Genomic DNA, 23,976 nt, shown 5'->3' with positions numbered 1-23,976 from the left:
GTTTAGGCGCTGGCACCTGCGTACTCGGTGTCCGCCCAGCGCGGGCCGAAACCGGTGATGGTCACGGTGCGCGGCTCGTCGCCGTCCTGCTCGGGGTCGCCTTCCTCGGCATCCCCGCTCCCATCGGCCGCTGCAACCGCAGCTCCAGCCAGGACTCGCTCACGCCGTCGAGCATCCCGGCGCCCCACTCCACGACCACGACGGAGTGCGCGTAATCGATGTCGAGGTCGTCAAGCTCCATCGGATCGCCCAGCCGGTAGGCGTCGACGTGCACCAGCGCGGGCCCTCCGACGACGCTCGGGTGGGTGCGCGCCAGCACGAAGGTCGGGCTGGTGACGGTGCCGCGGATGCCTAGGCCCTCGCCGAGGCCCCGGGTGAACGTGGTCTTGCCCGCGCCGAGCGGCCCGTCCAGCACGAGCAGGTCGCCCGCCCCCAACTCGGCCGCGAGGGCGATGCCGAATTCGTGCATCTGCTCGGCGGTGGCGATGTTTCGGGTGATCACCGGGCGCTCCGCGGCACGCGCTGCCCGATCCGGGTGACGATTTCATAGTTGATGGTGCCGGCGGCTTCCGCCCAGTCCTCGGCGCTCGGCACGCCCGACCGCGGGTCGCCGAACAGCACGACCTCATCGCCCACCTGCACGGGGGTGTCGCCAACGTCCACGATGAACTGGTCCATCGCCACACGCCCGACGACCGGGTACTGCACGCCGTTGATCGCCACGGATGCCCGGCCGGAGGCCTGGCGCGGGATCCCGTCGGCGTAGCCGAGCGGCACCAGGGCGAGAGTGGTGTCGCGTTCCGCCCGCCAGGTGTAGTCGTAGCTGGCTGCCGTGCCGGCGACGACCCGGCGCACCGCGGCCACGCGGGCGGCGAGCGTCATCACCGGGGTGAGTTCGAGGCCCTCTGGCAGACCATCTCCCCAGGGCGAGAGCCCGTAGACGCCGATGCCGATGCGCACCATCGTGTAGCGCGCGGCAGGTTCCGTGAGGGCGGCGGCCGTCGCCGCGATGTGCAGCAGGGTGGGGGCGAGCCCCGCCTGCCTGGCGGCCGCGATTCCGATGTCGAACTGCGCGCACTGGGCGGCGTCGGCCTCGGGTGAGGCATTGGAGAGGTGGCTGAACAACCCGTCGACGCTGATCGCGCCGGCGATCTCGGCCGCGCGGGCGACGGCGAACGCGCCGGTCCAGTCGGCCTCGGGGAAGCCATTGCGGCTGAGCCCAGTGTCGAGCTTGAGCTGCACGGATGCGGTGCGCGCGAGCCGCGCCGCGGCATCCGTCACCTGGCGCAGCTGCTCCGGCGAGGAGACGCCGACGCTGACCCCAGCGGCGATGGCCGCCGCGAAGTCGGCGTCGGGGCTGTGCAGCCAGGCGAGGATCGGCGCAGTGATGCCGTGCCGGCGCAGTTCGAGGGCCTCGGCAATGTCGGCGACGCCGAGCCAGTCGACCCCTGCCGCCTGCGCTGCCTCGGCGACGGCGAGGGCACCGTGCCCGTAGGCGTTCGCCTTCACAACCGCCATCACGCGCGGGGCGGTGGCGACGTCGCGGCCGACGAAAGCGCGCACGGCGCCGAGATTGCGGCGCACGGCATCGAGGTCGATCCGGGCAGCGCGGAAGGAGCCCGCGGCCGTCTCGGTGTTTTCGGTCATCTCGCTCGAATCATTCATCTCGTTCAGGCCTCCGCAATAACGAAGGCGGTGGCGATGCCGGCGTCGTGGCTCATGGAGAGGTGCAGCCGGCTGATGCCGCGGGCAGCCGCCTCGGCCGCCGTCGCGCCGTGCAGCGCGAAGCCGGGGTTGCCGTGCTCGTCGTTGACGACCTCCATGTCGTGCCAGCGCAGCGTGCCTGGGCCGCCGAGGGCCTTGATCAGCGCCTCCTTGGCTGCGAAGCGGGCGGCCAGCGACGATGTCGAGCGCTCGCGCTCACTCTCAGCGAACAGGCGCTCGCGCAGTCGCGGGGTGCGGGTGATGGCGCGCTCGAACCGTGCAAGGTCGACGACGTCGACCCCGATTCCGATGATCACTGTGCTCCGCCTGACGTGCGCCGCATGGGCTTACCCGGCCGCGACTACTCGACCGTGACGGACTTGGCAAGGTTGCGGGGCTGGTCCACGTCCAGGCCCTTGGCGATGGAGAGCTCCATGGCGAAGATCTGCAGCGGAACCACGGCGAGCAGCGGCTCGAACAGCGGCGCGGCCAGCGGGATGCGCACGACCTCGTCGGCGAACGGCAGCACGGCGGCGTCGCCCTCTTCCGCGATCGCGATGACGCGGGCGCCACGTGCGCGGATCTCCTGGATGTTGGAGACGACCTTGGGGTGCAGCGTCGCGGAGCCGCGCGGGCTCGGCACGACGACGAAGACGGGCTGGCCGGGCTCGATCAGCGCGATCGGGCCGTGCTTGAGCTCGCCGGCGGCGAAGCCCTCGGCGTGGATGTAGGCGAGCTCCTTGAGCTTCAGGGCACCCTCCATGGCGATGGGGAATCCGACGTGGCGTCCGAGGAACAGCACGGCGCGGGTGTCGGCCATCCAGTGCGCGAGCTGCGCAACCGTGGCGCTGGACTCCAGCACCGTGGCGATCTTGGCGGGGATCGCGACGAGTTCGCGCACCTGCTCTGCCTGCTCTTCGACGCTCAACGAGCCGCGCACCCGGGCCAGGTGCAGGCCGAACAGGTAGAGGGCGGTGATCTGGGCGACGAAGGCCTTGGTGGAGGCCACGGCGACCTCTGGCCCGGCGTGCGTGTAGACGACGGCATCCGACTCGCGCGGAATCGTGGCGCCCTGCGTGTTGCAGATCGAGATGACGCGAGCGCCGGCCTCACGGGCGTACTTGACGGCCATCAGGGTGTCCATGGTCTCGCCGGACTGGCTGATCGAGATGACCAGGGTGTCGTCGGTGATGACGGGGTCGCGGTAGCGGAACTCGTGGCTGAGCTCGACGGTCACGGGCACACGTGCCCACTTTTCGATGGCGTACTGCGCGGTCATGCCGGCATAGGCGGCGGTGCCGCAGGCGATGATGACGATGCGGCGGATGCCGGCCAGCGCCTCGTCGCCGAAGGCAGCGAGCTCCGGCACGACGACGGCGTCGTCGACGATGCGCCCGCGGAGCGTGTTGGCGACGGCGTCGGGCTGCTCGGCAACCTCCTTGGCCATGAAGCTGGACCAGCCGCCCTTGTCGGCAGCGGCGGAATCCCACTCCACCTCAAAGGTCTCGACCTCGACCGGAGCACCGGCGAAGTCGGTCACGGTGACGGAGTCGGGGGTGATGGCGACGATCTGGTCCTGGCCGACTGCCATGGCGGTGCGGGTGTACTGCACGAAGGCGGCCACGTCGGAGCCGAGGAAGTTCTCGCCCTCGCCGATGCCGATCACGAGCGGCGAGTTGCGGCGGGCGCCGACGACGAGGCCGGGCTCCTCGCTGTGCAGTGCGAGCAGCGTGAACGCGCCGTCGAGGCGGCTGACGACGTTCTGGAAGGCGGTGCGCAAGTCACCGGTGGCCCGGTACTCGCGGCCGAGGAGCGCGGCGGCGACCTCGGTGTCGGTCTCGCTGGCGAAGCCGTAGCCCTCGGCCAGCAGCTCGTTCTTGAGCTCGGAGAAGTTCTCGATGATGCCGTTGTGGATCAACGCCAGCTTGCCGTCGTCGCCCAGGTGCGGGTGCGCGTTGACGTCGGTGGGCCCACCGTGGGTTGCCCAGCGGGTGTGCCCGATTCCGGCGCTGCCGTCACCGAGCGGGTGCGCGGCCAACTCGTCGGTCAGCTTGACCAGCTTGCCCGACTTCTTCGAGACGCCGAGGGCACCTGTCTCGTCGTCGATGACGGCGATGCCGGCCGAGTCGTAGCCGCGGTACTCCAAACGTCGGAGGCCTCCGACCAATACTTCAATGCTCTTCTTGTCACCGACATATCCAACGATTCCGCACATGAAGCATGATTTTAGTCGAGGAAAATTGCGAAAGCGCCGGGCGACGCGGCGACCCGCCCCAGAGCGCAGTAAACTCGGTGCCTATGGCCGAGCAGCGTACCCCGATTAACAACGGCCACAACTCTCCGTTCGTTGAGTTGGAGCGGGCCGACTGGGCCGGGTTGGCGTCATCCACCCGCCTGCCGCTGCAGGAGACGGAACTCGTGCAGCTGCGCGGGCTCGGCGAGCCGCTGAACCTGGCCGAGGTCACCGAGGTGTACCTGCCGCTCAGCCGGCTGCTCAACCTGTACGTCGCCGGTACCAAGCAGCTGCACCGCGCCACCAGCGACTTCTTGGGTGAGCGAGCCGCGACGACCCCGTTCGTGATCGGCGTTGCCGGCTCGGTGGCCGTCGGCAAGTCGACGATCGCGCGCCTGCTTCGCGAGCTGCTCGCCCGCTGGGAGGACACCCCGCGCGTCGAGCTGGTGACGACCGACGGCTTCCTGCTGCCCAACGCCGAGCTGGAGCGCCGCGGCCTGATGGAGCGCAAGGGCTTTCCGGAGTCGTACGACCGCCGCGCCTTGCTGCGATTTGTCAGCGCGGTGAAGTCCGGCGCCCCCGAGGTGCGCGCGCCGTTCTACTCGCATCTCAGCTATGACATCGTGCCCGACGCCCAGATCACCGTGCGCCAGCCCGACGTGCTCATCGTCGAGGGGCTGAACGTGCTGCAGCCGCCCGCTCCCGGGCACCGTCTGGCCGTCAGCGACCTGTTCGACTTCACCGTGTATGTCGATGCCCGCACCTCCGACATCGCGCGTTGGTACGAGGAGCGCTTCCTGAAGTTGCAACGCGGCGCCTTCAGCAACCCGAAGTCCTACTTCCACCGGTACGCCTCGCTCACCGAGGACGAGGCCAGGGCGCGCGCCCGCGGCATCTGGCAGAGCATCAACGAGCCGAACCTGCTGCAGAACATCCGGCCGACGCGCTCCCGCGCCTCCTTGGTGCTGCGCAAGGACTCAGACCACGCCGTCTCCAGCGTGCTGCTCCGCAAGCTCTAGGCCCCCTCTCGCCGCTTGAGCGGCCTCCCGCCGCTTGAGCCTGTCGAAACCCCGCAGCCGCTGCGGAGACGCTCAGGGCTTCGGTCGCTAGAGCTCCCTCGAGCCAACGGGAGACAGCCGAAAACCCGCTGGTCGAGTAGCGAGGAACGAGCGTATCGAGACCGGGATGCGCGGTCTCGATACGGCGCTGGCGCGCCTACTCGACCAACGGGAGAGGCGAGCGAGCGTCTTCCCGCTGGTTGAGCCTGTCGAAACCCCTCCGCAAGAATCCCGCTGGCTCGAGGGGGCCGCGCCGCGAGGAACGAGCAGCGCAGCCCCCGAAACCCCGGAGCCCACCCACGCCGCGTCCTGGCTTCGGTCGCTAGCGCTCCCTCGAGCCAACGGGAGATCGCCGAAAACCCGCTGGTCGAGTAGCGAGGAACGAGCGTATCGAGACCGGGATGCGCGGTCTCGATACGGCGCTGGCGCGCCTACTCGACCAACGGTAGAGGCGAGCGAGCCCCCGCCAGATTCCCGCTGGCTCGAGGTGGCCGCGCCGCGAGGAACGAGCAGCGCAGCCCCCGAAGCCCACCCACGCCGCGTATTGGCTTCGGTCGCTAGCGCTCCCTCGAGCCAACGGGAGATGGCCGAAAACCCGCTGGTTGAGCCTGTCGAAACCCCACAGCCGCTGCGGAGACGCTCAGGGCTTCGGTCGCTAGCGCTCCCTCAAGCCAACGGGAGACAGCCGAAAACCCGCTGGTCGAGTAGCGAGGAACGAGCGTATCGAGACCGGGATCCGCGGTCTCGATACGGCGCTGGCGCGCTTACTCGACCAACGGGAGATGGGCGTCCGCCAGAATCCCGCTGGCTCGAGGGGGCCGCGCCGCGAGGAACGAGCAGCGCAGCCCCCGAAGCCCCGGAGCCCACCCACACGGCGTATTGGCTTCAGTCGCTAGCGCTCCCTCGAGCCAACGGGCAGCGGGAGCAACCTCGGGCACGCGAAAGGCCCTCCCCGCTAGCGGAGAGGGCCTTTCAGAACCAGCGGTTGCCCTAGAGCGGAAGCCGCTCGCGCACGACATCGGCGAGGGCGTGCGCCAGCCGGTCGGCGGTGGCCTGATCGGCCGCCTCCACCATGACGCGCACCATCGGCTCGGTGCCGGAGGGGCGCAGCAGCACGCGGCCGGTGTCGCCCAGTTCGGCTTCGGCGGCGCGCACGGCATCGGCGATGCCTTCGTCGCCGTGCATGGCCGTGTGGTCGACTCCGCGCACGTTCACCAGGATCTGCGGGAACACCGTCATCACGCTGGCGAGCTCGGCGATCGACTTGCCGGTGCGCGCCATCTCGGCCACCAGGTGCAGGCCGGTCAGCACGCCGTCGCCGGTCGTCGCATACTCGGTCATGATCACGTGGCCGGATTGTTCGCCGCCGAGCGCCAGCTTGTCAGCGTTCAGCTCCTCGAGCACGTAGCGGTCGCCGACCTTGGTCTCGATCATGGTGATGCCGTTGGCAGCCATGGCCTTGCGCAGGCCGAGGTTGCTCATCACCGTGGCGACGAGGGTGTCGTTCGTGAGGTGGCCACGTTCCTTCATCGACACGGCCAGGATCGCCATGATCTGGTCGCCGTCGATGATGTTGCCCGCACTGTCGACGGCCAGGCAGCGGTCGGCGTCGCCGTCGTGGGCGATACCGACGTCTGCGCCGTGCTCGAGCACAGCCTTGGCCAGGTTGTCGAGGTGGGTGGAGCCGACACCATCGTTGATATTCATGCCGTCGGGGTCTGCCCCGATCAGCGTGACCCGGGCCCCGGCCATGGTGAACACCTCGGGCGAGACGCCGGATGCCGCGCCGTGGGCGCAGTCGAGCACGACGTGGACGCCGTCGAGCCGGTTCGGCAGAGTGCTGAGCAGGTGCAGGACGTAGCGGTCCTCGGCATCCGCAAAGCGGCGGATGCGGCCAACGTCGCCGCCGGTGGGCAGCAGCACCTCTTTGTGGAGGTATGCCTCGATGCGGTCTTCGACCTCATCGGGAAGCTTGGTCCCGCCGAAGGCAAAGAACTTGATGCCATTGTCGGGGGCGGGGTTGTGCGATGCGGAGAGCATCACACCGAAGTCTGCGCCGATGTCGGCGATCAGGAAGGCCGCGGCGGGAGTGGGCAGCACCCCGGCGTCGAGAACATCGACGCCCGAGGAGGCAAGTCCGGCCGAGACGGCGGCGGTGAGGAACTCACCGGAAATGCGCGGGTCGCGAGCGACGACCGCGACGGGCCGGCGTCCTGAGGCGCGGCGTTCTTCCGCGTGGTGCCCCTTTGTGAGCACCGCAGCGGCGGCCTGGGCGAGGCCCAGGGCCAGGTCAGCCGTGAGTTCACGGTTGGCCAGGCCCCGGACGCCGTCCGTGCCGAAGAGTCGAGGCAAAGCCTGATACTCCGTGTGAAGCGCCGGTTAGCGCTTCGAGAACTGCGAGGCCTTGCGGGCCTTCTTGAGACCGGCCTTCTTGCGCTCGATGACGCGAGCGTCACGGGTCAGGAAGCCAGCCTTCTTGAGGATCGCGCGGTTGTTCTCGCGGTCGATCTCGTTCAGGGCGCGGGCGATGGCGAGGCGCAGGGCGCCGGCCTGGCCCGAGGGGCCGCCACCGGTGATCTTGGCGATCACGTCGTAGCTGCCGATGAGGTCGAGCACCTTGAAGGGGTCGGTGATGAGCTGCTGGTGCAGCTTGTTGGGGAAGTACTCGGCGAACTCGCGCTTGTTCACGCTGAGCGTGCCCGAGCCGGGGACGAGGCGCACGCGGGCGATGGCCTGCTTGCGACGGCCGACGGCTGCGCCGCCAACGTTCAGCACGGCGCGGGGAGCCTTGGGGGCTGCCTCGGCCGGCGTCTCGGTGGAGTAGCTCTCCGGAGCGTCAATCTGGTCTGCGATCGTAGCCACGATGGTGGTAATCCTTTGTCTTAGAAGTCGAGAAGTCTGGGGCCGAGGGGCTCTACTGAGCGACCTGGGTCAGGGTGTACGGCACCGGCTGCTGCGCGGCGTGCGGGTGCTCGGAGCCTGCGTAGACCTTGAGCTTCTTGAGCTGAGCGCGGCCGATCGAGTTCTTCGGCAGCATTCCGCGGATGGCCTTCTCAACGGCGCGCTCGGGGTTCTTCTCGAGCAGCTCGGAGTAGGTGACAGCCGTCAGTCCACCCGGGTAACCCGAGTGGCGGTAGGCCTTCTTCTGGTCGAGCTTGGCGCCGGTGAGGGCAACCTTGTCGGCGTTGATGATGATGACGAAGTCACCCATGTCCATGTGGGGGGTGAAGGTCGCCTTGTTCTTGCCGCGGAGGATCACGGCTGCGTGGCTTGCGAGACGGCCGAGAACGACGTCAGTTGCGTCAATGATGACCCAACTGCGCGAAACTTCGGAAGCCTTCGGGGTGTAAGTGCGCGTCACTGTAGTGGCTGCTTTCTGTGTCGAACGGAGGTGTTCGTGAATCCCGCTCCGGGCGTGTTCTCAATGGAACACAAACGATGGAGGGCTCACGTTCGGGGGCCCGGCCAGCAAGCCGAGACACCAAGGATCAATACTAGACGGTCGAACACGCGCCCGCAATTCGCCGGGTTGATTCGCAGGTCGATCCCGCGCTCAACCTTCCGACGCGGATGACGCGGGCGCTACAGCTTGCGGTGCGCGCGCGTCTCGGCGGCCCGCAGCGCGAGCGCGGCGTCATCCGGGTAGCCGACCTGGGTGAGCACCAGCCCGCGGGCGGGCATCACTTTGAAGGCGGCGGTGCGCTCGCCAGCAGTGCGCAGCTCGAGCATGCGCTCCACGCTCATCCGGCCCTCACCGACCGCGACACAGCCGCCCACCAGCGCGCGCACCATGCTGTGGCAGAAGGCATCGGCCTGCAGCGACGCCACGAGCACGCCGTCGTCGTCGCGCTTCCACGAGAAGCTCTGCAGAGTGCGGATCGTGGTGGCCATCGGCTTGGGCTTGCAGTAGGCGGCGAAGTCGTGCAGCCCGCACAGGGCCTGCGCAACCTCCTCCATCGGCTCCAGCCGGTGCCTGCCCGGCAGCCAGGTGGTTCGGGTGCGCTGCAGCGGGTCGCGCAGCGAGTCGGCGTCGGCGATGCGGTACTCGTATCGGCGCCAGAGAGCTCCGAAGCGGGCGTCGAAGCCCTCCGGGGCGATGCTGGCGCGCGTGATCACGATCTCACCGCGCTGGCCCAGGATGCCGTTCAGCCTGCGGGCCAGCGCGATGGCGGCGTCGGTGTCGGCGGCCCGGGCGTTGCGGCCGCGGGGCGGGCTGAGCACGCTGGCTGCCTGCGCCGGGGTGAGGTCGAGGTGCGCGACCTGCCCGGTCGCGTGCACGCCGGCATCGGTGCGGCCGGCCACCGTGAGCCGCGGGGTGGGCGGATTGCGCTGCAGGATCGTGGCGAGGGCCGACTCGATGTCGCCCTGCACGGTCCGCAGGATGGGCTGGATCCCCCAGCCGTTGAAGTTGGTGCCGTCGTAGGCAACGTCAAGGCGGATGCGGACACCGTCCGCCTGAAACTGCTCACTCACGGCATCAAGTCTATGAGAATGGTCCGGCAGGGACGGCCAGCGCCCCGGTCTCAGAACACTGCGACGAGGGCGAGCTCGCGCTCCCCCGCCCGGAAGCCGAGCGATTCGTAGAGCGTGTGCGCCCGCGTCGGGCTGTCGGCGTCCACGTCGAGGATCGCCCGGGCGAGCCCGGCCCGCTGCGCGGACTGCAGCGTCGCCGCGATGCAGGCCGTGGCGATGCCGCGGCCGCGGTGGCTGCGAACGGTCCCGATCCTGTCGATGTAGACGCTGCGGAGCCCCTGCGCCTGCCAGTCATCCTCGTTGACGCTGGCCAGTGAGAAGCCGACCACGCGTGTGCTGGTCGCGCCCCCGACTCCCGGCTCGTCGATGACAGCCAGCCAGGAGAGGTCGGCCCGGAACACCTCGCCCTGGGTCCAGCGGTCCCACCACGCGGCGCTCTTGGGCTGGTTGCCCCAGTGGTCCCGGAAGGAGTCGTTCCTGGCTTCCAGGGCTGCTGCAGAGAGCGCCGCGCTGAACGGCACGATGCGCACGCCCTGCGGCGGCACGAGTGCGGGGATCGCGGCGTCCAGATCCCGACGCATGGTGGTGAAATAGCGGGTCACCTGCAGCCCGAGGCGAAGCGCCGCCGAGATCGCAGTGCGGTTGGCTTCCTCGCGGAACGCGGTGATCCAGCCGGGCAACCGGGCGCCGGATGCCGAGAGCCGCTGCCGCGCACGGGCATACTGCCAGCCCATCAGCTCGCGGCCGATGCCGTGGTCACGCCAGAGCGGGTGCACCCCGCCCAGGAGGTACACCTGCACGCGCTCACCGGCGCCGGGCGCCTCGGCCACGACCCCATAGGCCAGCACGGCGTCGTCCGGGCCGAGGGCCACAAGCGTGTCCCTGGCGGCGTCGATGTGATCAGCCTGCAGATTCGCGGCGATCTCTTCCCGGGTGGTGAACCAGTCCGGGTGGTCGGCGTTGTCGATCTCGCGCTGCAACGCGGCGACCCCGTCGAGGTCGTCCAGCGTCGCGGGCCGCCAGAGCGACACCTCGGGGTGCCGCGGCGCCGGCAGCTCGGTCGGTGCGCCAACCCGCTGGCTCAATGGCGAGAGTGACGTCGACGTGTCCGTGGCGCTCATGCCTCCCACCCTAGGGCAGGCTCACGGCGCCAACCCCCTGGCCGGCGCGGGGACGACGAAGGGCCCCGCACAGTGTGCGGGGCCCTTCGGCTGAATCAGATGAAGCGAGGCGCCTTATTCGGCAGCCTTCTCCTCGGCCGGAGCCTCGGTGGCCTCAGCCTCGACGACCTCGACGGTCTCCTCAGCGTGAACGACCTCAGTCTCGACAACGGCCTCGGCCGGTGCCTCGACGGGAGCCTCGGCAGCTGCAGCAGCAGCGGCCTTCTTGGCCGACTTCGGCTTGGCGACGACGGGCTCGAGAACGAGCTCGATCTGCACCATGGGGGCGTTGTCACCCTTGCGGAAACCGAGCTTGGTGATGCGGGTGTAGCCGCCATCGCGCTCAGCGACCTGGGGGGCGATCACGGTGAACAGCTCGTGCACGACGGACTTGTCGCCGATGCTGGCCAGAACGCGACGACGTGCGTGCAGGTCGCCCTTCTTGGCGAAGGTCACAAAACGCTCGGCGACGGGCTGCAGGCGCTTGGCCTTCGTCTCGGTCGTCTTGATCGACTTGTGGGTGAACAGGGCAGCAGCCAGGTTAGCGAGCATGAGGCGCTCGTGTGCCGGACCGCCTCCGAGGCGGGGGCCCTTAGTAGGCTTAGGCATTTTCTATGTCTCCAGTATCAAATGTGGTGGGAAGCTCTGCGACGAGCCGCGGGTAGCGCGAAAACGCTAGTTGGTCTCGTCTTCGAAGCCGCTGTAGAAGTGAGCGCCGTCGAATCCAGGAACGGAGTCCTTGAGCGACAGGCCGAGCTCTACGAGCTTGTCCTTGACCTCATCCACCGACTTCTGACCGAAGTTGCGGATGTTCATGAGCTGGGTCTCCGAGAGGGCGACCAGTTCGCTCACGTTGTTGATGCCTTCGCGCTTGAGGCAGTTGTACGAGCGCACCGAGAGGTCGAGGTCTTCGATCGGAATCGAAAGCTCGCTCGAGAGGACGGCGTCGACGGGAGCCGGCCCGATCTCGATGCCCTCAGCGGCGGTGTTCAGCTCGCGAGCGAGGCCGAACAGCTCGGTCAGCGTACGACCAGCGGATGCGATTGCATCGCGCGGGCTGATGGCAGACTTGGTCTCGACGTCGACCACGAGGCGGTCGAAGTCAGTGCGCTCACCGGCACGAGTTGCCTCGACGCGGTAGGTCACCTTGAGCACGGGCGAGTAAATCGAGTCGACCGGAATCTGGCCAGCCTCGGAGTACTCGTTGCGGTTCTGCGTAGCAGACACGTACCCACGGCCACGCTCAATGGTGAGCTCGAGCTCAAACTTGGCGGTGTCGTTGAGCGTCGCGATAACGAGCTCGGGGTTGTGCACCTCGACACCGGCCGGAGCCGAGATGTCAGCGGCGGTGACCTCACCGGCGCCCTGCTTGCGCAGGTAAGCGGTGATGGGCTCGTCGTGCTCGCTAGAGACGACAAGGCCCTTGATGTTCAAGATGATCTCGGTGACGTCTTCCTTCACACCGGGAACGGTGCTGAACTCGTGAAGAACGCCATCAATGCGGATGCTGGTGACAGCAGCGCCGGGGATCGAGGAAAGCAGGGTGCGGCGAAGCGAGTTGCCGAGGGTGTAACCGAAACCGGGCTCGAGAGGCTCAATGACGAACCGTGAGCGGAATTCGGAAATGTTCTCTTCGGTGAGCGTTGGACGCTGTGCAATAAGCACTATTGATTCCTTTCGGCTAAGTGTCCGCTATATGACACTTGCGTTGTCGACCGGGTAGCTGGCCCGGCAGTTTTGAATTGTGTAAGGAACTTTCCACGGCCCGAGCCTGCCGGGCCCCCGAAGGGGCCAGACAGGCTCAGGCTGAGGCGAAGAGTGCTAGTTAAACGCGGCGACGCTTGGGGGGACGGCATCCGTTGTGAGCCTGGGGCGTCACATCGTTGATGGAGCCGACCTCGAGGCCTGCGGCCTGAAGCGAGCGAATCGCCGTCTCGCGACCCGAACCCGGGCCCTTGACGAAGACGTCAACCTTCTTCATACCGTGCTCCTGCGCCTGACGCGCAGCCGACTCGGCGGCGAGCTGAGCGGCGAACGGGGTCGACTTGCGCGAACCCTTGAAGCCGACGGCGCCCGACGATGCCCAGCTGATAACAGCTCCGCTGGGGTCGGTGATCGAAACGATCGTGTTGTTGAACGTGCTCTTGATGTGGGCCTGGCCCACAGCAACGTTCTTCTTTTCCTTCTTACGCGGCTTCCGTACGGCCGACTTGGGTGCTGCCATGATTTCTCCTGAATCCTAGAGGCGAGGTCGCTGGGCCGAGGCCTAGCGAGCCTTCTTCTTGCCGGCGACGGTGCGCTTCGGGCCCTTGCGGGTACGAGCGTTGGTCTTGGTGCGCTGTCCGCGCACGGGCAGGCCGCGACGGTGGCGGATGCCCTCGTAGGATCCGATCTCAACCTTGCGGCGGATGTCGGCGGCGACCTCGCGGCGAAGGTCACCTTCTACCTTGAAGTTGCCCTCGATGTAGTCGCGAAGTGCAACGAGCTGGTCGTCGCTGAGGTCCTTGACGCGGATGTTTCCGTCGATCTCGGTGTCAGCGAGGGTCTTGAGCGCGCTCGTGCGCCCAACACCGTAAATGTAGGTCAGTGCGATTTCCACGCGCTTTTCGCGCGGGATGTCTACGCCTGCAAGACGTGCCATGGTGGCTTCTCCTGTGGATGAGTGGAGGTGTGGTGCATTTCCGGTGCCGCGGCCTCCAACCGTGGGTGTCCCCCGGGCTCAGAGCCTGGGTTCTTGGAAATGCGATTGCGATGTTGAGTTGTGTATCTGCCCCGTGAAGGAGAAGAGACTAGCCCTGGCGCTGCTTGTGGCGCGGGTTGCTCTTGCAGATGACCATGACGCGGCCGTTGCGGCGAATCACCTTGCAGTGCTCGCAGATCGGCTTGACGCTGGGGTTGACCTTCATTGTGGTTCCTTGTTTTTCGCTGTCTTCGTACTCACGGGATGCCGCAAGCCGTTACTTCACAGCCGCCCGTTACTTGTAGCGGTAAACGATCCGACCACGGGTCAGGTCGTAGGGGCTCAGCTCCACAATCACGCGGTCCTCTGGGAGGATGCGGATGTAGTGCTGACGCATCTTGCCCGAGATGTGGGCAAGAACCTTGTGACCGTTGGTGAGCTCCACGCGGAACATCGCGTTGGGCAGAGCTTCTACCACCGAGCCCTCGATTTCGATGACGCCGTCTTTTTTGGCCATAGCCTCTTCGTCGCTAATAAGTAATTGGATGCTGATCGTGCGTTGATTTTCGGTGTTTTCCAGCGCCTGCAAGCAGCCGACTGGGGCACGCTGAACGCGCCTAAAACACCAAGGGTCAATCTTATGCGATGAGCGCGGCTTTTGCCAAGTCAGGGGGTATCATCCCCGTTTGCCCATGCTCGGGTTCAGCGAATTGCGGCGGCGAACGCCCGGGCGGCGTCATGCGACTGCGCCGGGCTGTTGGCCGCGAGTGCAACCGCGGCTAGGGCGGCGGCCTGCTCCGCGTCGAAGCGCAGCAGTGAGGCGCGCACGTCGGCGATGGCGGCCGGCGACATCGACAGCGTCGTGGCGCCCAGGCCGACGAGCACGACGGCCAGCAGCGGGTCGGCGGCGGCCTCACCGCAGATTCCGACCGGCTTGCCGAGCGCGCGGCCAGCCTGGCCCACCTCTGCGATGAGGCGCAGCACGGCCGGGTTCCAGGGGCTCTGCAGCGCCGCGACGCTGCCGAGCAGGCGGTCGGCGGCGAGCGTGTACTGGGTGAGGTCGTTGGTGCCGATCGAGGCGAAATCCGTTGTGGGCAGAATCCGGTCGGCGAGCAGCGCGGCCGAAGGCACCTCGACCATCACGCCGGCGACGCGGATGCCGGCCTCGTGGGCGAGCGACGTGAAGTACTCGGCCTCCTCCACCGTGGCGACCATGGGGGCCATCACCCACAGGTCTGCGTCCGTCTCGGCGTCGGCCGCGGCCAGCGCGCTGAGCTGGTCGCGCAGAATCTGCTCGTGCGCCCTCAGAGCGCGGATGCCGCGGAGCCCGAGCGCCGGGTTGTCTTCGTGGTCACCGGCGTCGAGGAAGGCGAGGGGCTTGTCCGCCCCGGCGTCGAGCACGCGCACGACGACCTTCTTGCCGTTGAAGGCCTGCAGCAGCCGCGTGTATTCGGCCTGCTGCTCCGCGACGGTCGGCGCGGTCGCCGCCTCGAGGAAGAGGAACTCGGTGCGGAACAGGCCGACGCCCTCCGCACCAGCGGCGAGGGCTGCTGTCGCGGCGTCGGCGGAACCGAGGTTGGCCAGCAGCGGCACGGGCGTGCCGTCAGAGAGGGCGCCGGGGGTGAGGGGCGCATCCAGTCGGGCGGCCCTGGCCACGCGACGTGCCTCGGCGTCCGCAAGCTGTTCCCGGCTTGGGGCCGTCACGAGCAGGTCGTTCTCGGCGTCGACGATGATCTCGTCGCCGTCCTGCAGCACGCTGGCCCCCTCGGCGGCGACCATGGCCACGATCGCCTTGTCTCTGGCGAGGATCGCGGTGTGCGAGGTGGGCCCTCCCCCGATCGTGACGAGGGCGAGCACCTGGTCGAGGTCGAGCGTGGCCGTGTCGGCGGGCGCGAGGTCGCGGGCGACCAGGATGAACGGGTAGCCGGGGTCCGGCACCCCCGGTGCCGGCTGGCCGAGCAGCTCGGCGACGACGCGCTGCGAGACATCGTCGACATCCGTGGCGCGTTCGGCCATGTAGCCGCCCAGCGCGAGCAGTTGGGCACGGTACGCCGCGTAGGCCTCGTGCACCGCGCGCTCGGCCGTCTTGCCCGCCGCGACCCGCTCACCGAGGTCGGCCTCGAGCATCGGGTCCTCGGCGAACATCGCCTGCGCCTCGAGCACCTCGGCGGCGGTTCCACCCGCCTGCGCGCCGCGTCGGCGCAGCTCGGCGGCAACCGCGGCCAGTGCGGCGGTCGCCCGCGCGCGCTCCGCGTCGGGGCTCATCGTGCTCGGTCTGTCGACCGGCTCCGGGAGAGGCTCGGGCATGCGCACCACCCGGCCGATTGCGATTCCGCTGCCAATGCCGGTTCCGCTGACGTTCATGCGCCTACCCTAACCGCTCGTCCTGCTGCTGTGAATCGATGAGGGTCGTTCGGGGCTGGTGCCCTCCCCTATGGGATGGGTACCGGGGTGATGCCGAACGGCGCGAGCTGGGCCGCGCCGCCGTCAACGGCGGTCAAGACCCAGATGCCGCCGCTGTGCACGGCGATGCTGTGCTCCCAGTGCGAGGAGTCGCTGCCGTCCTCGGTGGTGACGGTCCAGTCGTCGTCCTGGGTGAAGGTGTCGATGTCTCCGGCGACGACCATCGGCTCGATGGCGACGACGAGGCCGGCCTTGACCTCTGGGCCCTTCTGGCGCACCCGGTAGTTGAACACCGGGGGCTCCTCGTGCATGCTGCGGCCGATGCCGTGGCCGATGTAGTCGGTCAGGATGCCGTAGGGCTCGTCGCGACCGGGGGCCGGGTTCGCCTCTACATGGCCCTGCACGGCGTCGCCGACCTCGTTGAGGTGACGGGCGCGCGCCAGGCGTGCGATGCCTGCCCAGAGCGAACCCTCGGTGACGTCGGAGAGGTGCTGACGGGCAGCGACCAGTTCGGGCCGGCTCGGGTCGGGGATGACCACGGTGAAGGCAGAGTCGCCGCTCCAGCCGTTGACATCGGCGCCGCCGTCGACCGAGACGATGTCGCCCGGCTCGAGCGGCCTGCTGCTGGGGATGCCGTGCACGACGTCGGCGTTCACCGAGATGCAGAGCGTGTGGCTGTAGCCGGGCACCATCTTGAAGTTCGATACCCCGCCGGCCGCGATGATCGCGGCTTCTGCGATGGCGTCGAGCTCAAGCGGCGTGATTCCCGGGCGGATGTTGCTGCGGACCGCGGCCAGGCCGGCGGCCGTGACCAGGCCGGGCGCCACCATCTGCCGAAGCTCGGCGGCGGACTTGTAGATCGAGGCGCGGCGGAATCCCACGATGAAACCTAGGAAGCGAGGGTCGCGGAGTCGGCTGAGCCGATTCCCGCTGCCTGCAGTGCGGCGCTGATGCGGTCGCCGACCTCGTCGACACCGCCGAGACCGTCGACGTCGATCAGCAGGCCACGCTCACGGTAGAGCTCGACCAGCGGGGCGGTCTCACGGAGGTACACCTCCTGGCGGTGGCGGATGGCCTCTTCGGTGTCGTCGGCGCGACCCTGCTCGTGCGCACGCTTGGTGAGCCGCGCGATGAGCTCCTCCTGGTCGGCGACCAGACGGATGACAGCCTCGAGGGGCTGCCCCTTCTTCTCCAGCAGCGCGTCCAGGTAGTGCACCTGCTCGAGGGTGCGGGGGTAGCCGTCGAGGAGGAAGCCGTTGGCGGCATCCGCCTCGTCGAGGCGCGAGGCGACGATCTCGTTGGTGAGCGAGTCCGGCACATAGTCGCCGGCGGCGACGATGGCCTTCACGCGCAGGCCGAGCTCTGTCTCGTGCGTGATGTGGAAGCGGAAGATGTCGCCGGTGGAGACGTCGGGGATGCCGAACGTGGCACCGATCCGCTTGGCCTGGGTGCCCTTGCCTGCGCCGGGCGGGCCGACGATCAGGAGGCGTGCACCCCGGGCGATGTTGCTTTCTGCGGTGTTAGTGCTCATCGCAGCAACCCTTCGTAGTGACGCTGCTGCAGCTGCGAGTCGATCTGCTTGACCGTCTCGAGACCAACACCAACGATGATCAAGATGGAGGCGCCGCCGAACGGGAAGTTCTGGTCGGCGCCGACCGCGGAGAACGCGACCAGCGGCAGCAGGGCGATGATACCCAGGTAGAGCGAGCCGGGGAGCGTGATGCGGGTGAGCACGTAGTCGAGGTACTCGGCGGTGGGCCGGCCGGCACGGATGCCGGGGATGAAGCCACCGTACTTCTTCATGTTGTCTGCAACCTCTTCAGGGTTGAAGGTGATGGCGACGTAGAAGTAGGTGAATCCGACGATCAGCAGGAAGTACAGCGCCATGTAGAGGGGCTGTCCGCCACCGGTGAGGTTTGCGGTGACCCAGAGCACCCAGGGCTGCGGCTCCTGGCCGGGGGCCGGCTGGTTGAACTGTGCGATCAGCGCGGGCAGGTAGAGCAGCGAGGAGGCGAAGATCACGGGGATCACGCCGGCCATGTTGACCTTGATCGGGATGTAGGTGTTGTTGCCGCCGTAGGTGCGCCGGCCGACCATGCGTTTGGCGTACTGCACGGGGATGCGCCGCTGCGACTGTTCGACGAAGACGACGGCGGCGACGACCAGGAGGCCGATGGCGATGACGATCGCGAGCGTGTCCCAGCCCTTGGAGGAGGCGATGCGACCCAGCGAGGCGGGGAACATGGAGGCGATCGAGGTGAAGATCAGCAGCGACATGCCGTTGCCGACGCCGCGCTCGGTGATCAGCTCGCCCATCCACATGATGACACCGGTTCCGGCGGTCATTGTGAGGACCATCAGCATGATGGCGTACCAGGCGTCGTTGGTCAGCAACTGGGTGCAGGCGGGGCCGCCGGAGCTGCCGAACAGCGCGCCGCTGCGGGCGACGGTGATCAGAGTCGTGGACTGCAGGATCGCCAGCGCGATGGTGAGGTATCGGGTGTACTGCGTCAGCGTTGACTGACCCGACTGACCCTCCTTGTAGAGGGCCTCAAAGTGTGGGATGACCACGCGCAGCAGCTGCACGATGATCGATGCCGTGATGTACGGCATGATGCCCAGCGCGAAGATGGAGAGCTGGAGGAGAGCTCCACCGCTGAACAGGTTGACGAGCTCGTAGAGGCCCGAGGTGTCCGAGGTAGCCGCGAGACACTGTTGCACGCTGTTGAAGTCAACGAACGGGGCGGGGATGAACGAGCCCAGTCGGAAGAGGGCAACCATGCCCAAGGTGAAACCAATCTTCCTGCGAAGATCGGGCGTGCGGAAGATCCGCGCGATGGCGCTAAACACAAGGCCTCCTGTAATTCCGTGAAGAATCAGTCACTGCAATCACACCCATTGTGTGAATCGAGCCTGCCGGGCCCTCACGAATACTACGCGAGGTCCCGACAGGCTCGTTACAACTACTGGTGTTTTAGTTGATTGATCCGCCAGCGGCGACAATCTTGGCCTCGGCGGAGCCGGAGACCTTGTCGACCGTAACGTTCAGCTTAACCGCGATGTCGCCATCGCCGAGAACCTTGACCTTTTCGTTGTTGCGCACCGCACCCTTGGCGACCAGGTCGCTGATGGTGACGTCTCCACCGGTGGGGTAGAGCTCGGCGAGCCGGTCCAGGTTAACAACCTGGTACTCAACGCGGAACGGGTTCTTGAAGCCGCGCAGCTTGGGGGTGCGCATGTGCAGAGGCATCTGCCCACCCTCGAAGCCGATACGGACCTGGTAGCGGGCCTTGGTGCCCTTGGTGCCGCGACCCGCGGTCTTACCCTTGGATCCCTCGCCACGACCGACGCGGGTCTTGGCCTTCTTGGCACCGGGAGCGGGACGAAGGTGGTGCACCTTCAGAACCTGCTCGCGAGCCTCGACGACCTCAGCCTTGGCCGGAGCCTTGGCGGCTGCAGCCTTGGCCGGAGCCTTGGTTGCTGCCTTCTTGGCCGGAGCCTTGACGGCGTCCTTTTCTGCTGTTTCCTTGGCTTCAGCCATTAGTCAATCTCCTCGACCTTGACAAGGTGAGCGACAGTGTTGACGTACCCGCGGTTCTGCGGGGTGTCTTCACGAACGACAACGTCACCGATGCGCTTGAGACCCAGGCTGCGAAGCGTGTCGCGCTGGTACTGCTTCTCACTAACTTTGGACTTGATCTGCGTAACCTTGAGCTGCTTAGCCATTACGCACCTGCCTTCGCTGCTGCGGCGGCCTCGGCTGCCTGAGCCTCTGCACGGAGCAGACGGGCCGGAGCGACCTCGTCGTAGGCGAGCCCACGGCGAGCGGCAACGGCGCGAGGTTCCTCGAGCTGCTGCAGGGCTGCGACGGTTGCGTGCACGATGTTGATCGTGTTCGAAGAACCGAGCGACTTGCTCAGAACGTCGTGGATGCCAGCGCACTCGAGCACGGCGCGAACCGGGCCACCAGCGATAACACCGGTACCGGCAGCGGCCGGGCGAAGCAGAACGACGCCGGCTGCGGCCTCACCCTGCACGGGGTGCGGGATGGTGCTGCCAACGCGGGGGACGCGGAAGAAGTTCTTCTTCGCTTCCTCGACGCCCTTGGAGATGGCGGTCGGGACCTCGCGGGCCTTGCCGTAGCCAACGCCAACGAGTCCGTTGCCGTCGCCGACGACGACGAGAGCGGTGAAGCTGAAGCGACGACCACCCTTGACGACCTTCGACACGCGGTTGATGGTGACAACGCGCTCCAGGAACTGGCTCTTCTCGGCGTCGCGGGCTCCGCGGTCGCCGCGGTTGGGGTTGCGCTCACGGCCGCCACGACGAGCTTCACGCTCGTTCTGTGCGGGAGCCGTCGATGCAGCGGTCTCCACCGGTGCCTCTACAGCCACCTCTTGCTCCTTAGTAATCTCGCTCACAGCTTGAGCCCTGCCTCTCGCGCTCCATCGGCAACAGCAGCGATACGACCTGCGTACTTGCTACCACCACGGTCGAAAACGACTGCTTCAACGCCGGCAGCCTTCGCGCGCTCGGCGACGAGCTCGCCGATCTTGCGGGCCTTGGCCGACTTGTCGCCATCGAAGGTGCGCATGTCTGCTTCCATGGTCGACGCCGAGGCCACGGTGTGGCCCTTGCTGTCGTCCACGACCTGCACGAAGATGTGGCGAGCCGAACGGTTGACGACGAGGCGCGGACGAACCGCGGTGCCCTCGATCTTCTTGCGAAGTCGGGTGTGGCGACGAGTGCGCGCAGCCGACTTGCTCTTTCCTCTGGTTCCGAGACCCATGGTTACTTACCAGCCTTTCCGGCCTTACGACGGACAACCTCGCCGGCGTAGCGGATGCCCTTGCCCTTGTAGGGCTCCGGCTTCTTGATCTTGCGGATGTTGGCGGCAACTTCACCGACGGCCTGCTTGTCGATGCCTGCAACGGTGAGCTTGGTGTTGCCCTCGACCGTGAAGGTGATGCCCTCAGGAGCATCAACCGTGACGGGGTGCGAGAAGCCGAGAGCGAACTCGAGAGAGTTGCCCTTCTGGGCTACGCGGTAACCGGTGCCGACGATCTCGAGGCCCTTGGAGTAGCCCGCGGTAACGCCGATGATGTTGTTTGCGATGAGCGTGCGCGTCAGGCCGTGCAGCGAACGCGAAGCGCGCTCGTCGTCGGGACGAGTGACCAGAACCTGGTTCTCCTCGACCTTGGCCTCGATCGGGCTGGCGATGACGAGGGAAAGCTCGCCCTTCGGGCCCTTGACGGCAACATTCTGACCCGAGATCGTCACAGTGACGCCTGCGGGAATGTCAATGGGAAGTCGACCGATACGTGACATTGGTGATTACCACACGTAGGCGAGGACTTCCCCACCTACGCCCTTCTTCTCGGCCTGGCGGTCCGTGAGGAGGCCGCTGGAGGTGGACAGAATGGCAATACCGAGGCCACCGAGAACGGTGGGGATCTCAGTCGACTTTGCGTAAACGCGGAGGCCGGGCTTCGAGACACGCTTGATGCCAACGATCGAGCGCTCACGGTTCGGGCCGAACTTGAGTGCCAGCGTCAGGGTCTGACCGACCTTGGCGTCGGCGACCTCGAAGCCGGAGATGTAACCCTCACGCTTGAGGATTTCAGCAATGTGCGACTTGAGCTTGCTGTGCGGCATAGACACGGTGTCGTGGTACGCCGAGTTAGCGTTGCGCAGTCTGGTCAGCATGTCTGCGACCGGATCTGTCATCGTCATATGGATGCATTTCCTTCATTCACCAGGTTTCGACGCACTTTACAAGAGCGCCGACCTGTGGTGCTGGGGCGCATGCGGTTGCATGAGCCCGGTATTAGGTTGGCTCCCTGCGCAAGCAAGGAGCCAACCTATAGATACTACTAGGAGTTCTCGGCCGTCTTGAACGGGAAGCCGAGCGCCTTGAGCAGCGCGCGACCCTGTTCGTCGTTCTTGGCAGTCGTCACAACAGTGATGTCCATGCCGCGAACGCGGTCGATCTTGTCCTGGTCGATTTCGTGGAACATAACCTGCTCGGTCAGGCCGAAGGTGTAGTTACCGTTGCCATCGAACTGCTTGTCCGACAGACCGCGGAAGTCGCGGATGCGGGGCAGGGCGAGGGACAGCGTGCGGTCCAGGAACTCCCACATGCGGTCGCCACGAAGCGTGACGTGGGCGCCGATGGGCTGGCCCTCACGCAGCTTGAACTGGGCAATCGACTTGCGAGCCTTGGTGACCTGCGGCTTCTGACCGGTGATCTTGGTCAGGTCGGCCACGGCGCCATCGATGATCTTGCCATCGCGGGCAGCCTCACCGACACCCATGTTCACGACGATCTTGACCAGGCCCGGGATCTGGTGCACGTTCGTCAGGCCGAGGTCGGCCTTCAGCTGTGCAGAGATCTCGCCCTGGAACTTAGCCTTCAAACGCGGCTGGATTTTGCCAGTAGCGATGTCAGTCATTAGAGGTCCTTACCTGACTTCTTGGCGTAACGAACGCGGACCGTCTTGGTGACGCCGTCCTTCGTTACCTCCGTGTTGCGGAAACCGACGCGCGTGGGCTTCTTGGTCTCGGGGTCAATGAGCGCAACGTTGGACACGTGAATCGGTGCCTCGTGCTGCTCGATGCCGCCGGTCTTGGTGCCGCCCTGAGTCTGGCCGACGCGAACGTGCTTGGTGACAAAGTTGACACCCTCCACGATCACGCGGTTCTTCTCAACGAGGACCTGGATGACCTTGCCCTGCTTGCCGCGGTCACCGCCCTTTTCCTGGCGGCGTCCGGTGATGACCTGAACCAGGTCACCCTTCTTGATGTTCGCCATGACTTAGATAACCTCCGGTGCCAGCGAGACGATCTTCATGAACTTCTTGTCGCGAAGCTCACGGCCGACCGGGCCGAAGATACGGGTACCGCGGGGGTCACCGTCATTCTTCAGGATCACTGCGGCGTTCTCGTCGAACTTGATGTAGGAACCGTCGGGACGACGGGTCTGCTTTTTGACGCGCACGACGACAGCCTTGACGACGTCGCCCTTCTTGACGTTGCCGCCAGGGATTGCGTCCTTGACAGTGGCAACGATGACGTCACCGATGCCGGCGTAACGGCGGCCGGAGCCACCGAGAACGCGAATGGTGAGAAGCTCCTTGGCGCCGGTGTTGTCGGCAACCTTGAGCCGTGATTCTTGCTGAAGCACTTCTAACTCCTTCTACGAAGCAAGCCCGAGGGCTTACTTGGCCTTCTCGAGGATCTCGACCAGGCGCCAGCGCTTCGAAGCGCTGAGGGGACGGGTCTCGCTGATGACAACGAGGTCGCCGATGCCCGCGGCGTTGAGCTCATCGTGAGCCTTCACCTTGGACGTGCGGCGGATGACCTTGCCGTACAGGGGGTGCTTCACGCGGTCTTCGACCTCGACGACGATGGTCTTGTCCATCTTGTCGCTGGTGACGTAGCCACGACGGGTCTTGCGGTAGCCGCGGACGAGTTCAGCCGTCTCGGCGACCTCGGCTGCAGCAGCCTTCTTGGTCTCAGCCATGACTAGGCCTCCTTCGTCTCTTCAGCCGAAGGAGCCTCGACGGCGTCCTTCTTGGCCTTCGTCTTCTTCTCAGCCTTGGCAGGAACCTCGACCGGTGCGGGCGTGGCACGAATGCCCAGCTCGCGCTCACGGAGAACCGTGTAGATGCGAGCGATGTCGCGCTTGACCGCACGCAGGCGGCCGTGGCTCTCGAGCTGACCGGTGGCCGACTGGAAGCGCAGGTTGAACAGCTCCTCCTTGGCCTTCTTCAGCTCGTCGACGAGACGCTCGTCTTCAAATGTGTCCAGCTCGACGCTTGCGAGCTCCTTGGATCCGATCGCCATTATGCGTCGCCCTCCTCGCGCTTGATGATGCGTGCCTTGAGGGGCAGCTTGTGAATTGCACGGGTGAGTGCCTCGCGGGCCAGCGTCTCAGGGACACCAGCAACCTCGAAGAGCACGCGGCCCGGCTTGACGTTAGCGACCCACCACTCGACGGAACCCTTACCGGAACCCATGCGGGTTTCGGCCGGCTTCTTGGTCAACGGACGGTCAGGGTAGATGTTGATCCACACCTTTCCGCCACGCTTGATGTGACGCGTCATGGCGATACGAGCGGACTCGATCTGACGGTTGGTCACATAAGCGGGGGTCAGGGCCTGGATACCGAATTCACCGAAGGAAACCTTGGTGCCACCGGTAGCGTGGCCGCTACGACCTGGGTGGTGCTGCTTGCGGTGCTTGACTTTACGTGGAATCAACATG

The 23,976-nt window shown here is 66.6% G+C and carries 31 protein-coding genes and 1 pseudogene; 1 reads left to right on the top strand and 31 read right to left on the bottom strand.

What is annotated here, in order from left to right; all coding sequences use genetic code 11:
• Positions 1-2: 2 nt before the first annotated feature.
• From tsaE to glmS, 4 genes and pseudogenes are all read right to left on the bottom strand, one after another.
• Positions 3-469, bottom strand: a pseudogene (gene tsaE, locus AWU67_RS01205) (tRNA (adenosine(37)-N6)-threonylcarbamoyltransferase complex ATPase subunit type 1 TsaE).
• Positions 470-498: 29 nt separating this feature from the next.
• Positions 499-1,647: an alanine racemase gene (gene alr / locus AWU67_RS01200; protein WP_067231853.1), complete on the bottom strand. Its 1,149-nt coding sequence runs from the start codon at positions 1,645-1,647 to the stop codon at positions 499-501.
• 23 nt (positions 1,648-1,670) lie between these two features.
• On the bottom strand, positions 1,671-2,021 hold the full coding sequence (locus AWU67_RS01195; RefSeq protein ID WP_067225692.1) for a holo-ACP synthase: 351 nt from the start codon (positions 2,019-2,021) through the stop codon (positions 1,671-1,673).
• A gap of 44 nt (positions 2,022-2,065) precedes the next feature.
• Positions 2,066-3,919 (bottom strand): glutamine--fructose-6-phosphate transaminase (isomerizing), encoded by a 1,854-nt coding sequence (glmS, locus tag AWU67_RS01190; RefSeq protein ID WP_067225690.1) that lies wholly within the window; start codon positions 3,917-3,919, stop codon positions 2,066-2,068.
• An 83-nt stretch (positions 3,920-4,002) separates the two neighbouring features.
• Here glmS and coaA point away from each other — a divergent pair, with 83 nt between their 5' ends.
• The gene (gene coaA, locus AWU67_RS01185; RefSeq protein ID WP_067225684.1) at positions 4,003-4,956 is read left to right on the top strand and encodes a type I pantothenate kinase; all 954 of its coding nucleotides are present in this window, start codon (positions 4,003-4,005) and stop codon (positions 4,954-4,956) included.
• 1,029 nt (positions 4,957-5,985) lie between these two features.
• Here coaA and glmM read toward each other — a convergent pair.
• The 27 genes from glmM to rplP form a co-directional block, all read right to left on the bottom strand.
• Positions 5,986-7,347, bottom strand: coding sequence for a phosphoglucosamine mutase (gene glmM / locus AWU67_RS01180; RefSeq protein WP_067225682.1), 1,362 nt, complete (start codon positions 7,345-7,347; stop codon positions 5,986-5,988).
• A gap of 27 nt (positions 7,348-7,374) precedes the next feature.
• Positions 7,375-7,857: a 30S ribosomal protein S9 gene (gene rpsI, locus AWU67_RS01175; protein ID WP_067225680.1), complete on the bottom strand. Its 483-nt coding sequence runs from the start codon at positions 7,855-7,857 to the stop codon at positions 7,375-7,377.
• A gap of 52 nt (positions 7,858-7,909) precedes the next feature.
• Complete coding sequence (gene rplM / locus AWU67_RS01170; protein ID WP_067225678.1) at positions 7,910-8,356, bottom strand: 50S ribosomal protein L13; 447 nt, start codon at positions 8,354-8,356, stop codon at positions 7,910-7,912.
• Positions 8,357-8,577: 221 nt separating this feature from the next.
• On the bottom strand, positions 8,578-9,468 hold the full coding sequence (gene truA / locus AWU67_RS01165) for a tRNA pseudouridine(38-40) synthase TruA (RefSeq protein WP_067225676.1): 891 nt from the start codon (positions 9,466-9,468) through the stop codon (positions 8,578-8,580).
• Between the two features lie 50 nt (positions 9,469-9,518).
• A complete protein-coding gene (locus tag AWU67_RS01160; RefSeq protein ID WP_082716689.1) occupies positions 9,519-10,589 on the bottom strand; it encodes a GNAT family N-acetyltransferase in 1,071 nt (356 codons plus the stop codon).
• A 114-nt stretch (positions 10,590-10,703) separates the two neighbouring features.
• Positions 10,704-11,237: a 50S ribosomal protein L17 gene (gene rplQ, locus AWU67_RS01155; RefSeq protein WP_067225673.1), complete on the bottom strand. Its 534-nt coding sequence runs from the start codon at positions 11,235-11,237 to the stop codon at positions 10,704-10,706.
• A 66-nt stretch (positions 11,238-11,303) separates the two neighbouring features.
• Positions 11,304-12,293, bottom strand: coding sequence for a DNA-directed RNA polymerase subunit alpha (locus AWU67_RS01150; protein WP_055834620.1), 990 nt, complete (start codon positions 12,291-12,293; stop codon positions 11,304-11,306).
• A 160-nt stretch (positions 12,294-12,453) separates the two neighbouring features.
• Positions 12,454-12,852, bottom strand: a complete 399-nt coding sequence (gene rpsK, locus AWU67_RS01145; protein ID WP_067225671.1) for a 30S ribosomal protein S11 — start codon at positions 12,850-12,852, stop codon at positions 12,454-12,456.
• A gap of 42 nt (positions 12,853-12,894) precedes the next feature.
• On the bottom strand, positions 12,895-13,269 hold the full coding sequence (gene rpsM / locus AWU67_RS01140; protein WP_047405457.1) for a 30S ribosomal protein S13: 375 nt from the start codon (positions 13,267-13,269) through the stop codon (positions 12,895-12,897).
• A gap of 148 nt (positions 13,270-13,417) precedes the next feature.
• Positions 13,418-13,534: a 50S ribosomal protein L36 gene (rpmJ, locus tag AWU67_RS01135; RefSeq protein WP_047405455.1), complete on the bottom strand. Its 117-nt coding sequence runs from the start codon at positions 13,532-13,534 to the stop codon at positions 13,418-13,420.
• A gap of 69 nt (positions 13,535-13,603) precedes the next feature.
• Positions 13,604-13,825 (bottom strand): translation initiation factor IF-1, encoded by a 222-nt coding sequence (gene infA, locus AWU67_RS01130; RefSeq protein ID WP_021759551.1) that lies wholly within the window; start codon positions 13,823-13,825, stop codon positions 13,604-13,606.
• Between the two features lie 185 nt (positions 13,826-14,010).
• Complete coding sequence (ptsP, locus tag AWU67_RS01125) at positions 14,011-15,672, bottom strand: phosphoenolpyruvate--protein phosphotransferase (RefSeq protein ID WP_067225669.1); 1,662 nt, start codon at positions 15,670-15,672, stop codon at positions 14,011-14,013.
• Positions 15,673-15,740: 68 nt separating this feature from the next.
• Entirely contained in the window at positions 15,741-16,541 is an 801-nt protein-coding gene (map, locus tag AWU67_RS01120) for a type I methionyl aminopeptidase (RefSeq protein WP_067231850.1), read from the bottom strand.
• A gap of 59 nt (positions 16,542-16,600) precedes the next feature.
• Positions 16,601-17,242, bottom strand: a complete 642-nt coding sequence (locus tag AWU67_RS01115; protein ID WP_067225667.1) for an adenylate kinase — start codon at positions 17,240-17,242, stop codon at positions 16,601-16,603.
• Positions 17,239-18,561, bottom strand: a complete 1,323-nt coding sequence (gene secY / locus AWU67_RS01110; protein ID WP_067225665.1) for a preprotein translocase subunit SecY — start codon at positions 18,559-18,561, stop codon at positions 17,239-17,241. The genes AWU67_RS01115 and secY overlap by 4 nt, the downstream gene beginning before the upstream one ends.
• A gap of 124 nt (positions 18,562-18,685) precedes the next feature.
• Complete coding sequence (gene rplO, locus AWU67_RS01105) at positions 18,686-19,252, bottom strand: 50S ribosomal protein L15 (protein ID WP_082716687.1); 567 nt, start codon at positions 19,250-19,252, stop codon at positions 18,686-18,688.
• Positions 19,252-19,437, bottom strand: coding sequence for a 50S ribosomal protein L30 (gene rpmD / locus AWU67_RS01100; protein WP_067225664.1), 186 nt, complete (start codon positions 19,435-19,437; stop codon positions 19,252-19,254). Before rpmD ends, rplO begins: the two co-directional genes overlap by 1 nt.
• On the bottom strand, positions 19,437-20,132 hold the full coding sequence (rpsE, locus tag AWU67_RS01095; protein WP_082716686.1) for a 30S ribosomal protein S5: 696 nt from the start codon (positions 20,130-20,132) through the stop codon (positions 19,437-19,439). The genes rpmD and rpsE overlap by 1 nt, the downstream gene beginning before the upstream one ends.
• Positions 20,129-20,500, bottom strand: coding sequence for a 50S ribosomal protein L18 (gene rplR, locus AWU67_RS01090; RefSeq protein WP_067225661.1), 372 nt, complete (start codon positions 20,498-20,500; stop codon positions 20,129-20,131). The genes rpsE and rplR overlap by 4 nt, the downstream gene beginning before the upstream one ends.
• Positions 20,501-20,502: 2 nt before the next feature.
• Positions 20,503-21,039, bottom strand: coding sequence for a 50S ribosomal protein L6 (gene rplF / locus AWU67_RS01085; RefSeq protein ID WP_067225660.1), 537 nt, complete (start codon positions 21,037-21,039; stop codon positions 20,503-20,505).
• A gap of 6 nt (positions 21,040-21,045) precedes the next feature.
• Entirely contained in the window at positions 21,046-21,444 is a 399-nt protein-coding gene (gene rpsH, locus AWU67_RS01080) for a 30S ribosomal protein S8 (RefSeq protein ID WP_067225659.1), read from the bottom strand.
• Between the two features lie 140 nt (positions 21,445-21,584).
• Positions 21,585-22,163, bottom strand: coding sequence for a 50S ribosomal protein L5 (gene rplE, locus AWU67_RS01075; protein ID WP_067225657.1), 579 nt, complete (start codon positions 22,161-22,163; stop codon positions 21,585-21,587).
• Entirely contained in the window at positions 22,163-22,522 is a 360-nt protein-coding gene (gene rplX, locus AWU67_RS01070) for a 50S ribosomal protein L24 (protein ID WP_067225656.1), read from the bottom strand. Before rplX ends, rplE begins: the two co-directional genes overlap by 1 nt.
• Before the next feature lie 3 nt (positions 22,523-22,525).
• The gene (gene rplN, locus AWU67_RS01065) at positions 22,526-22,894 is read right to left on the bottom strand and encodes a 50S ribosomal protein L14 (RefSeq protein ID WP_067225654.1); all 369 of its coding nucleotides are present in this window, start codon (positions 22,892-22,894) and stop codon (positions 22,526-22,528) included.
• Between the two features lie 33 nt (positions 22,895-22,927).
• Positions 22,928-23,233, bottom strand: a complete 306-nt coding sequence (gene rpsQ / locus AWU67_RS01060; RefSeq protein ID WP_067225653.1) for a 30S ribosomal protein S17 — start codon at positions 23,231-23,233, stop codon at positions 22,928-22,930.
• A gap of 2 nt (positions 23,234-23,235) precedes the next feature.
• The gene (gene rpmC, locus AWU67_RS17885; RefSeq protein ID WP_067225652.1) at positions 23,236-23,556 is read right to left on the bottom strand and encodes a 50S ribosomal protein L29; all 321 of its coding nucleotides are present in this window, start codon (positions 23,554-23,556) and stop codon (positions 23,236-23,238) included.
• On the bottom strand, positions 23,556-23,975 hold the full coding sequence (gene rplP, locus AWU67_RS01050) for a 50S ribosomal protein L16 (RefSeq protein WP_067225651.1): 420 nt from the start codon (positions 23,973-23,975) through the stop codon (positions 23,556-23,558). The genes rpmC and rplP overlap by 1 nt, the downstream gene beginning before the upstream one ends.
• Position 23,976: the final 1 nt, after the last annotated feature.

The organism is Microterricola viridarii, assembly GCF_001542775.1.
Classification (GTDB): Bacteria; Actinomycetota; Actinomycetes; order Actinomycetales; family Microbacteriaceae; genus Microterricola; species Microterricola viridarii_A.
Note: the sequence above shows the minus strand (reverse complement) of the source record. Positions and strands in the feature narration are given on the sequence as shown.

Bases quoted from the DNA above. Each gene is read 5' to 3' on its own strand.
- alr (WP_067231853.1), bottom strand. From the start codon at position 1,647: ATGACCGAAAACACCGAGACGGCCGCGGGCTCCTTCCGCGCTGCCCGG.
- glmS (WP_067225690.1), bottom strand. From the start codon at position 3,919: ATGTGCGGAATCGTTGGATATGTCGGTGACAAGAAGAGCATTGAAGTA.
- coaA (WP_067225684.1), top strand. From the start codon at position 4,003: ATGGCCGAGCAGCGTACCCCGATTAACAACGGCCACAACTCTCCGTTC.
- AWU67_RS01160 (WP_082716689.1), bottom strand. From the start codon at position 10,589: ATGAGCGCCACGGACACGTCGACGTCACTCTCGCCATTGAGCCAGCGG.
- rplQ (WP_067225673.1), bottom strand. From the start codon at position 11,237: ATGCCTAAGCCTACTAAGGGCCCCCGCCTCGGAGGCGGTCCGGCACAC.
- rpsK (WP_067225671.1), bottom strand. From the start codon at position 12,852: ATGGCAGCACCCAAGTCGGCCGTACGGAAGCCGCGTAAGAAGGAAAAG.
- rpsM (WP_047405457.1), bottom strand. From the start codon at position 13,269: ATGGCACGTCTTGCAGGCGTAGACATCCCGCGCGAAAAGCGCGTGGAA.
- rpmJ (WP_047405455.1), bottom strand. From the start codon at position 13,534: ATGAAGGTCAACCCCAGCGTCAAGCCGATCTGCGAGCACTGCAAGGTG.
- infA (WP_021759551.1), bottom strand. From the start codon at position 13,825: ATGGCCAAAAAAGACGGCGTCATCGAAATCGAGGGCTCGGTGGTAGAA.
- ptsP (WP_067225669.1), bottom strand. From the start codon at position 15,672: ATGAACGTCAGCGGAACCGGCATTGGCAGCGGAATCGCAATCGGCCGG.
- map (WP_067231850.1), bottom strand. From the start codon at position 16,541: ATGGTGGCGCCCGGCCTGGTCACGGCCGCCGGCCTGGCCGCGGTCCGC.
- AWU67_RS01115 (WP_067225667.1), bottom strand. From the start codon at position 17,242: ATGAGCACTAACACCGCAGAAAGCAACATCGCCCGGGGTGCACGCCTC.
- rplO (WP_082716687.1), bottom strand. From the start codon at position 19,252: ATGGCTGAAGCCAAGGAAACAGCAGAAAAGGACGCCGTCAAGGCTCCG.
- rpmD (WP_067225664.1), bottom strand. From the start codon at position 19,437: ATGGCTAAGCAGCTCAAGGTTACGCAGATCAAGTCCAAAGTTAGTGAG.
- rplR (WP_067225661.1), bottom strand. From the start codon at position 20,500: ATGGGTCTCGGAACCAGAGGAAAGAGCAAGTCGGCTGCGCGCACTCGT.
- rplF (WP_067225660.1), bottom strand. From the start codon at position 21,039: ATGTCACGTATCGGTCGACTTCCCATTGACATTCCCGCAGGCGTCACT.
- rpsH (WP_067225659.1), bottom strand. From the start codon at position 21,444: ATGACGATGACAGATCCGGTCGCAGACATGCTGACCAGACTGCGCAAC.
- rplE (WP_067225657.1), bottom strand. From the start codon at position 22,163: ATGACTGACATCGCTACTGGCAAAATCCAGCCGCGTTTGAAGGCTAAG.
- rplX (WP_067225656.1), bottom strand. From the start codon at position 22,522: ATGGCGAACATCAAGAAGGGTGACCTGGTTCAGGTCATCACCGGACGC.
- rpsQ (WP_067225653.1), bottom strand. From the start codon at position 23,233: ATGGCTGAGACCAAGAAGGCTGCTGCAGCCGAGGTCGCCGAGACGGCT.
- rpmC (WP_067225652.1), bottom strand. From the start codon at position 23,556: ATGGCGATCGGATCCAAGGAGCTCGCAAGCGTCGAGCTGGACACATTT.
- rplP (WP_067225651.1), bottom strand. From the start codon at position 23,975: ATGTTGATTCCACGTAAAGTCAAGCACCGCAAGCAGCACCACCCAGGT.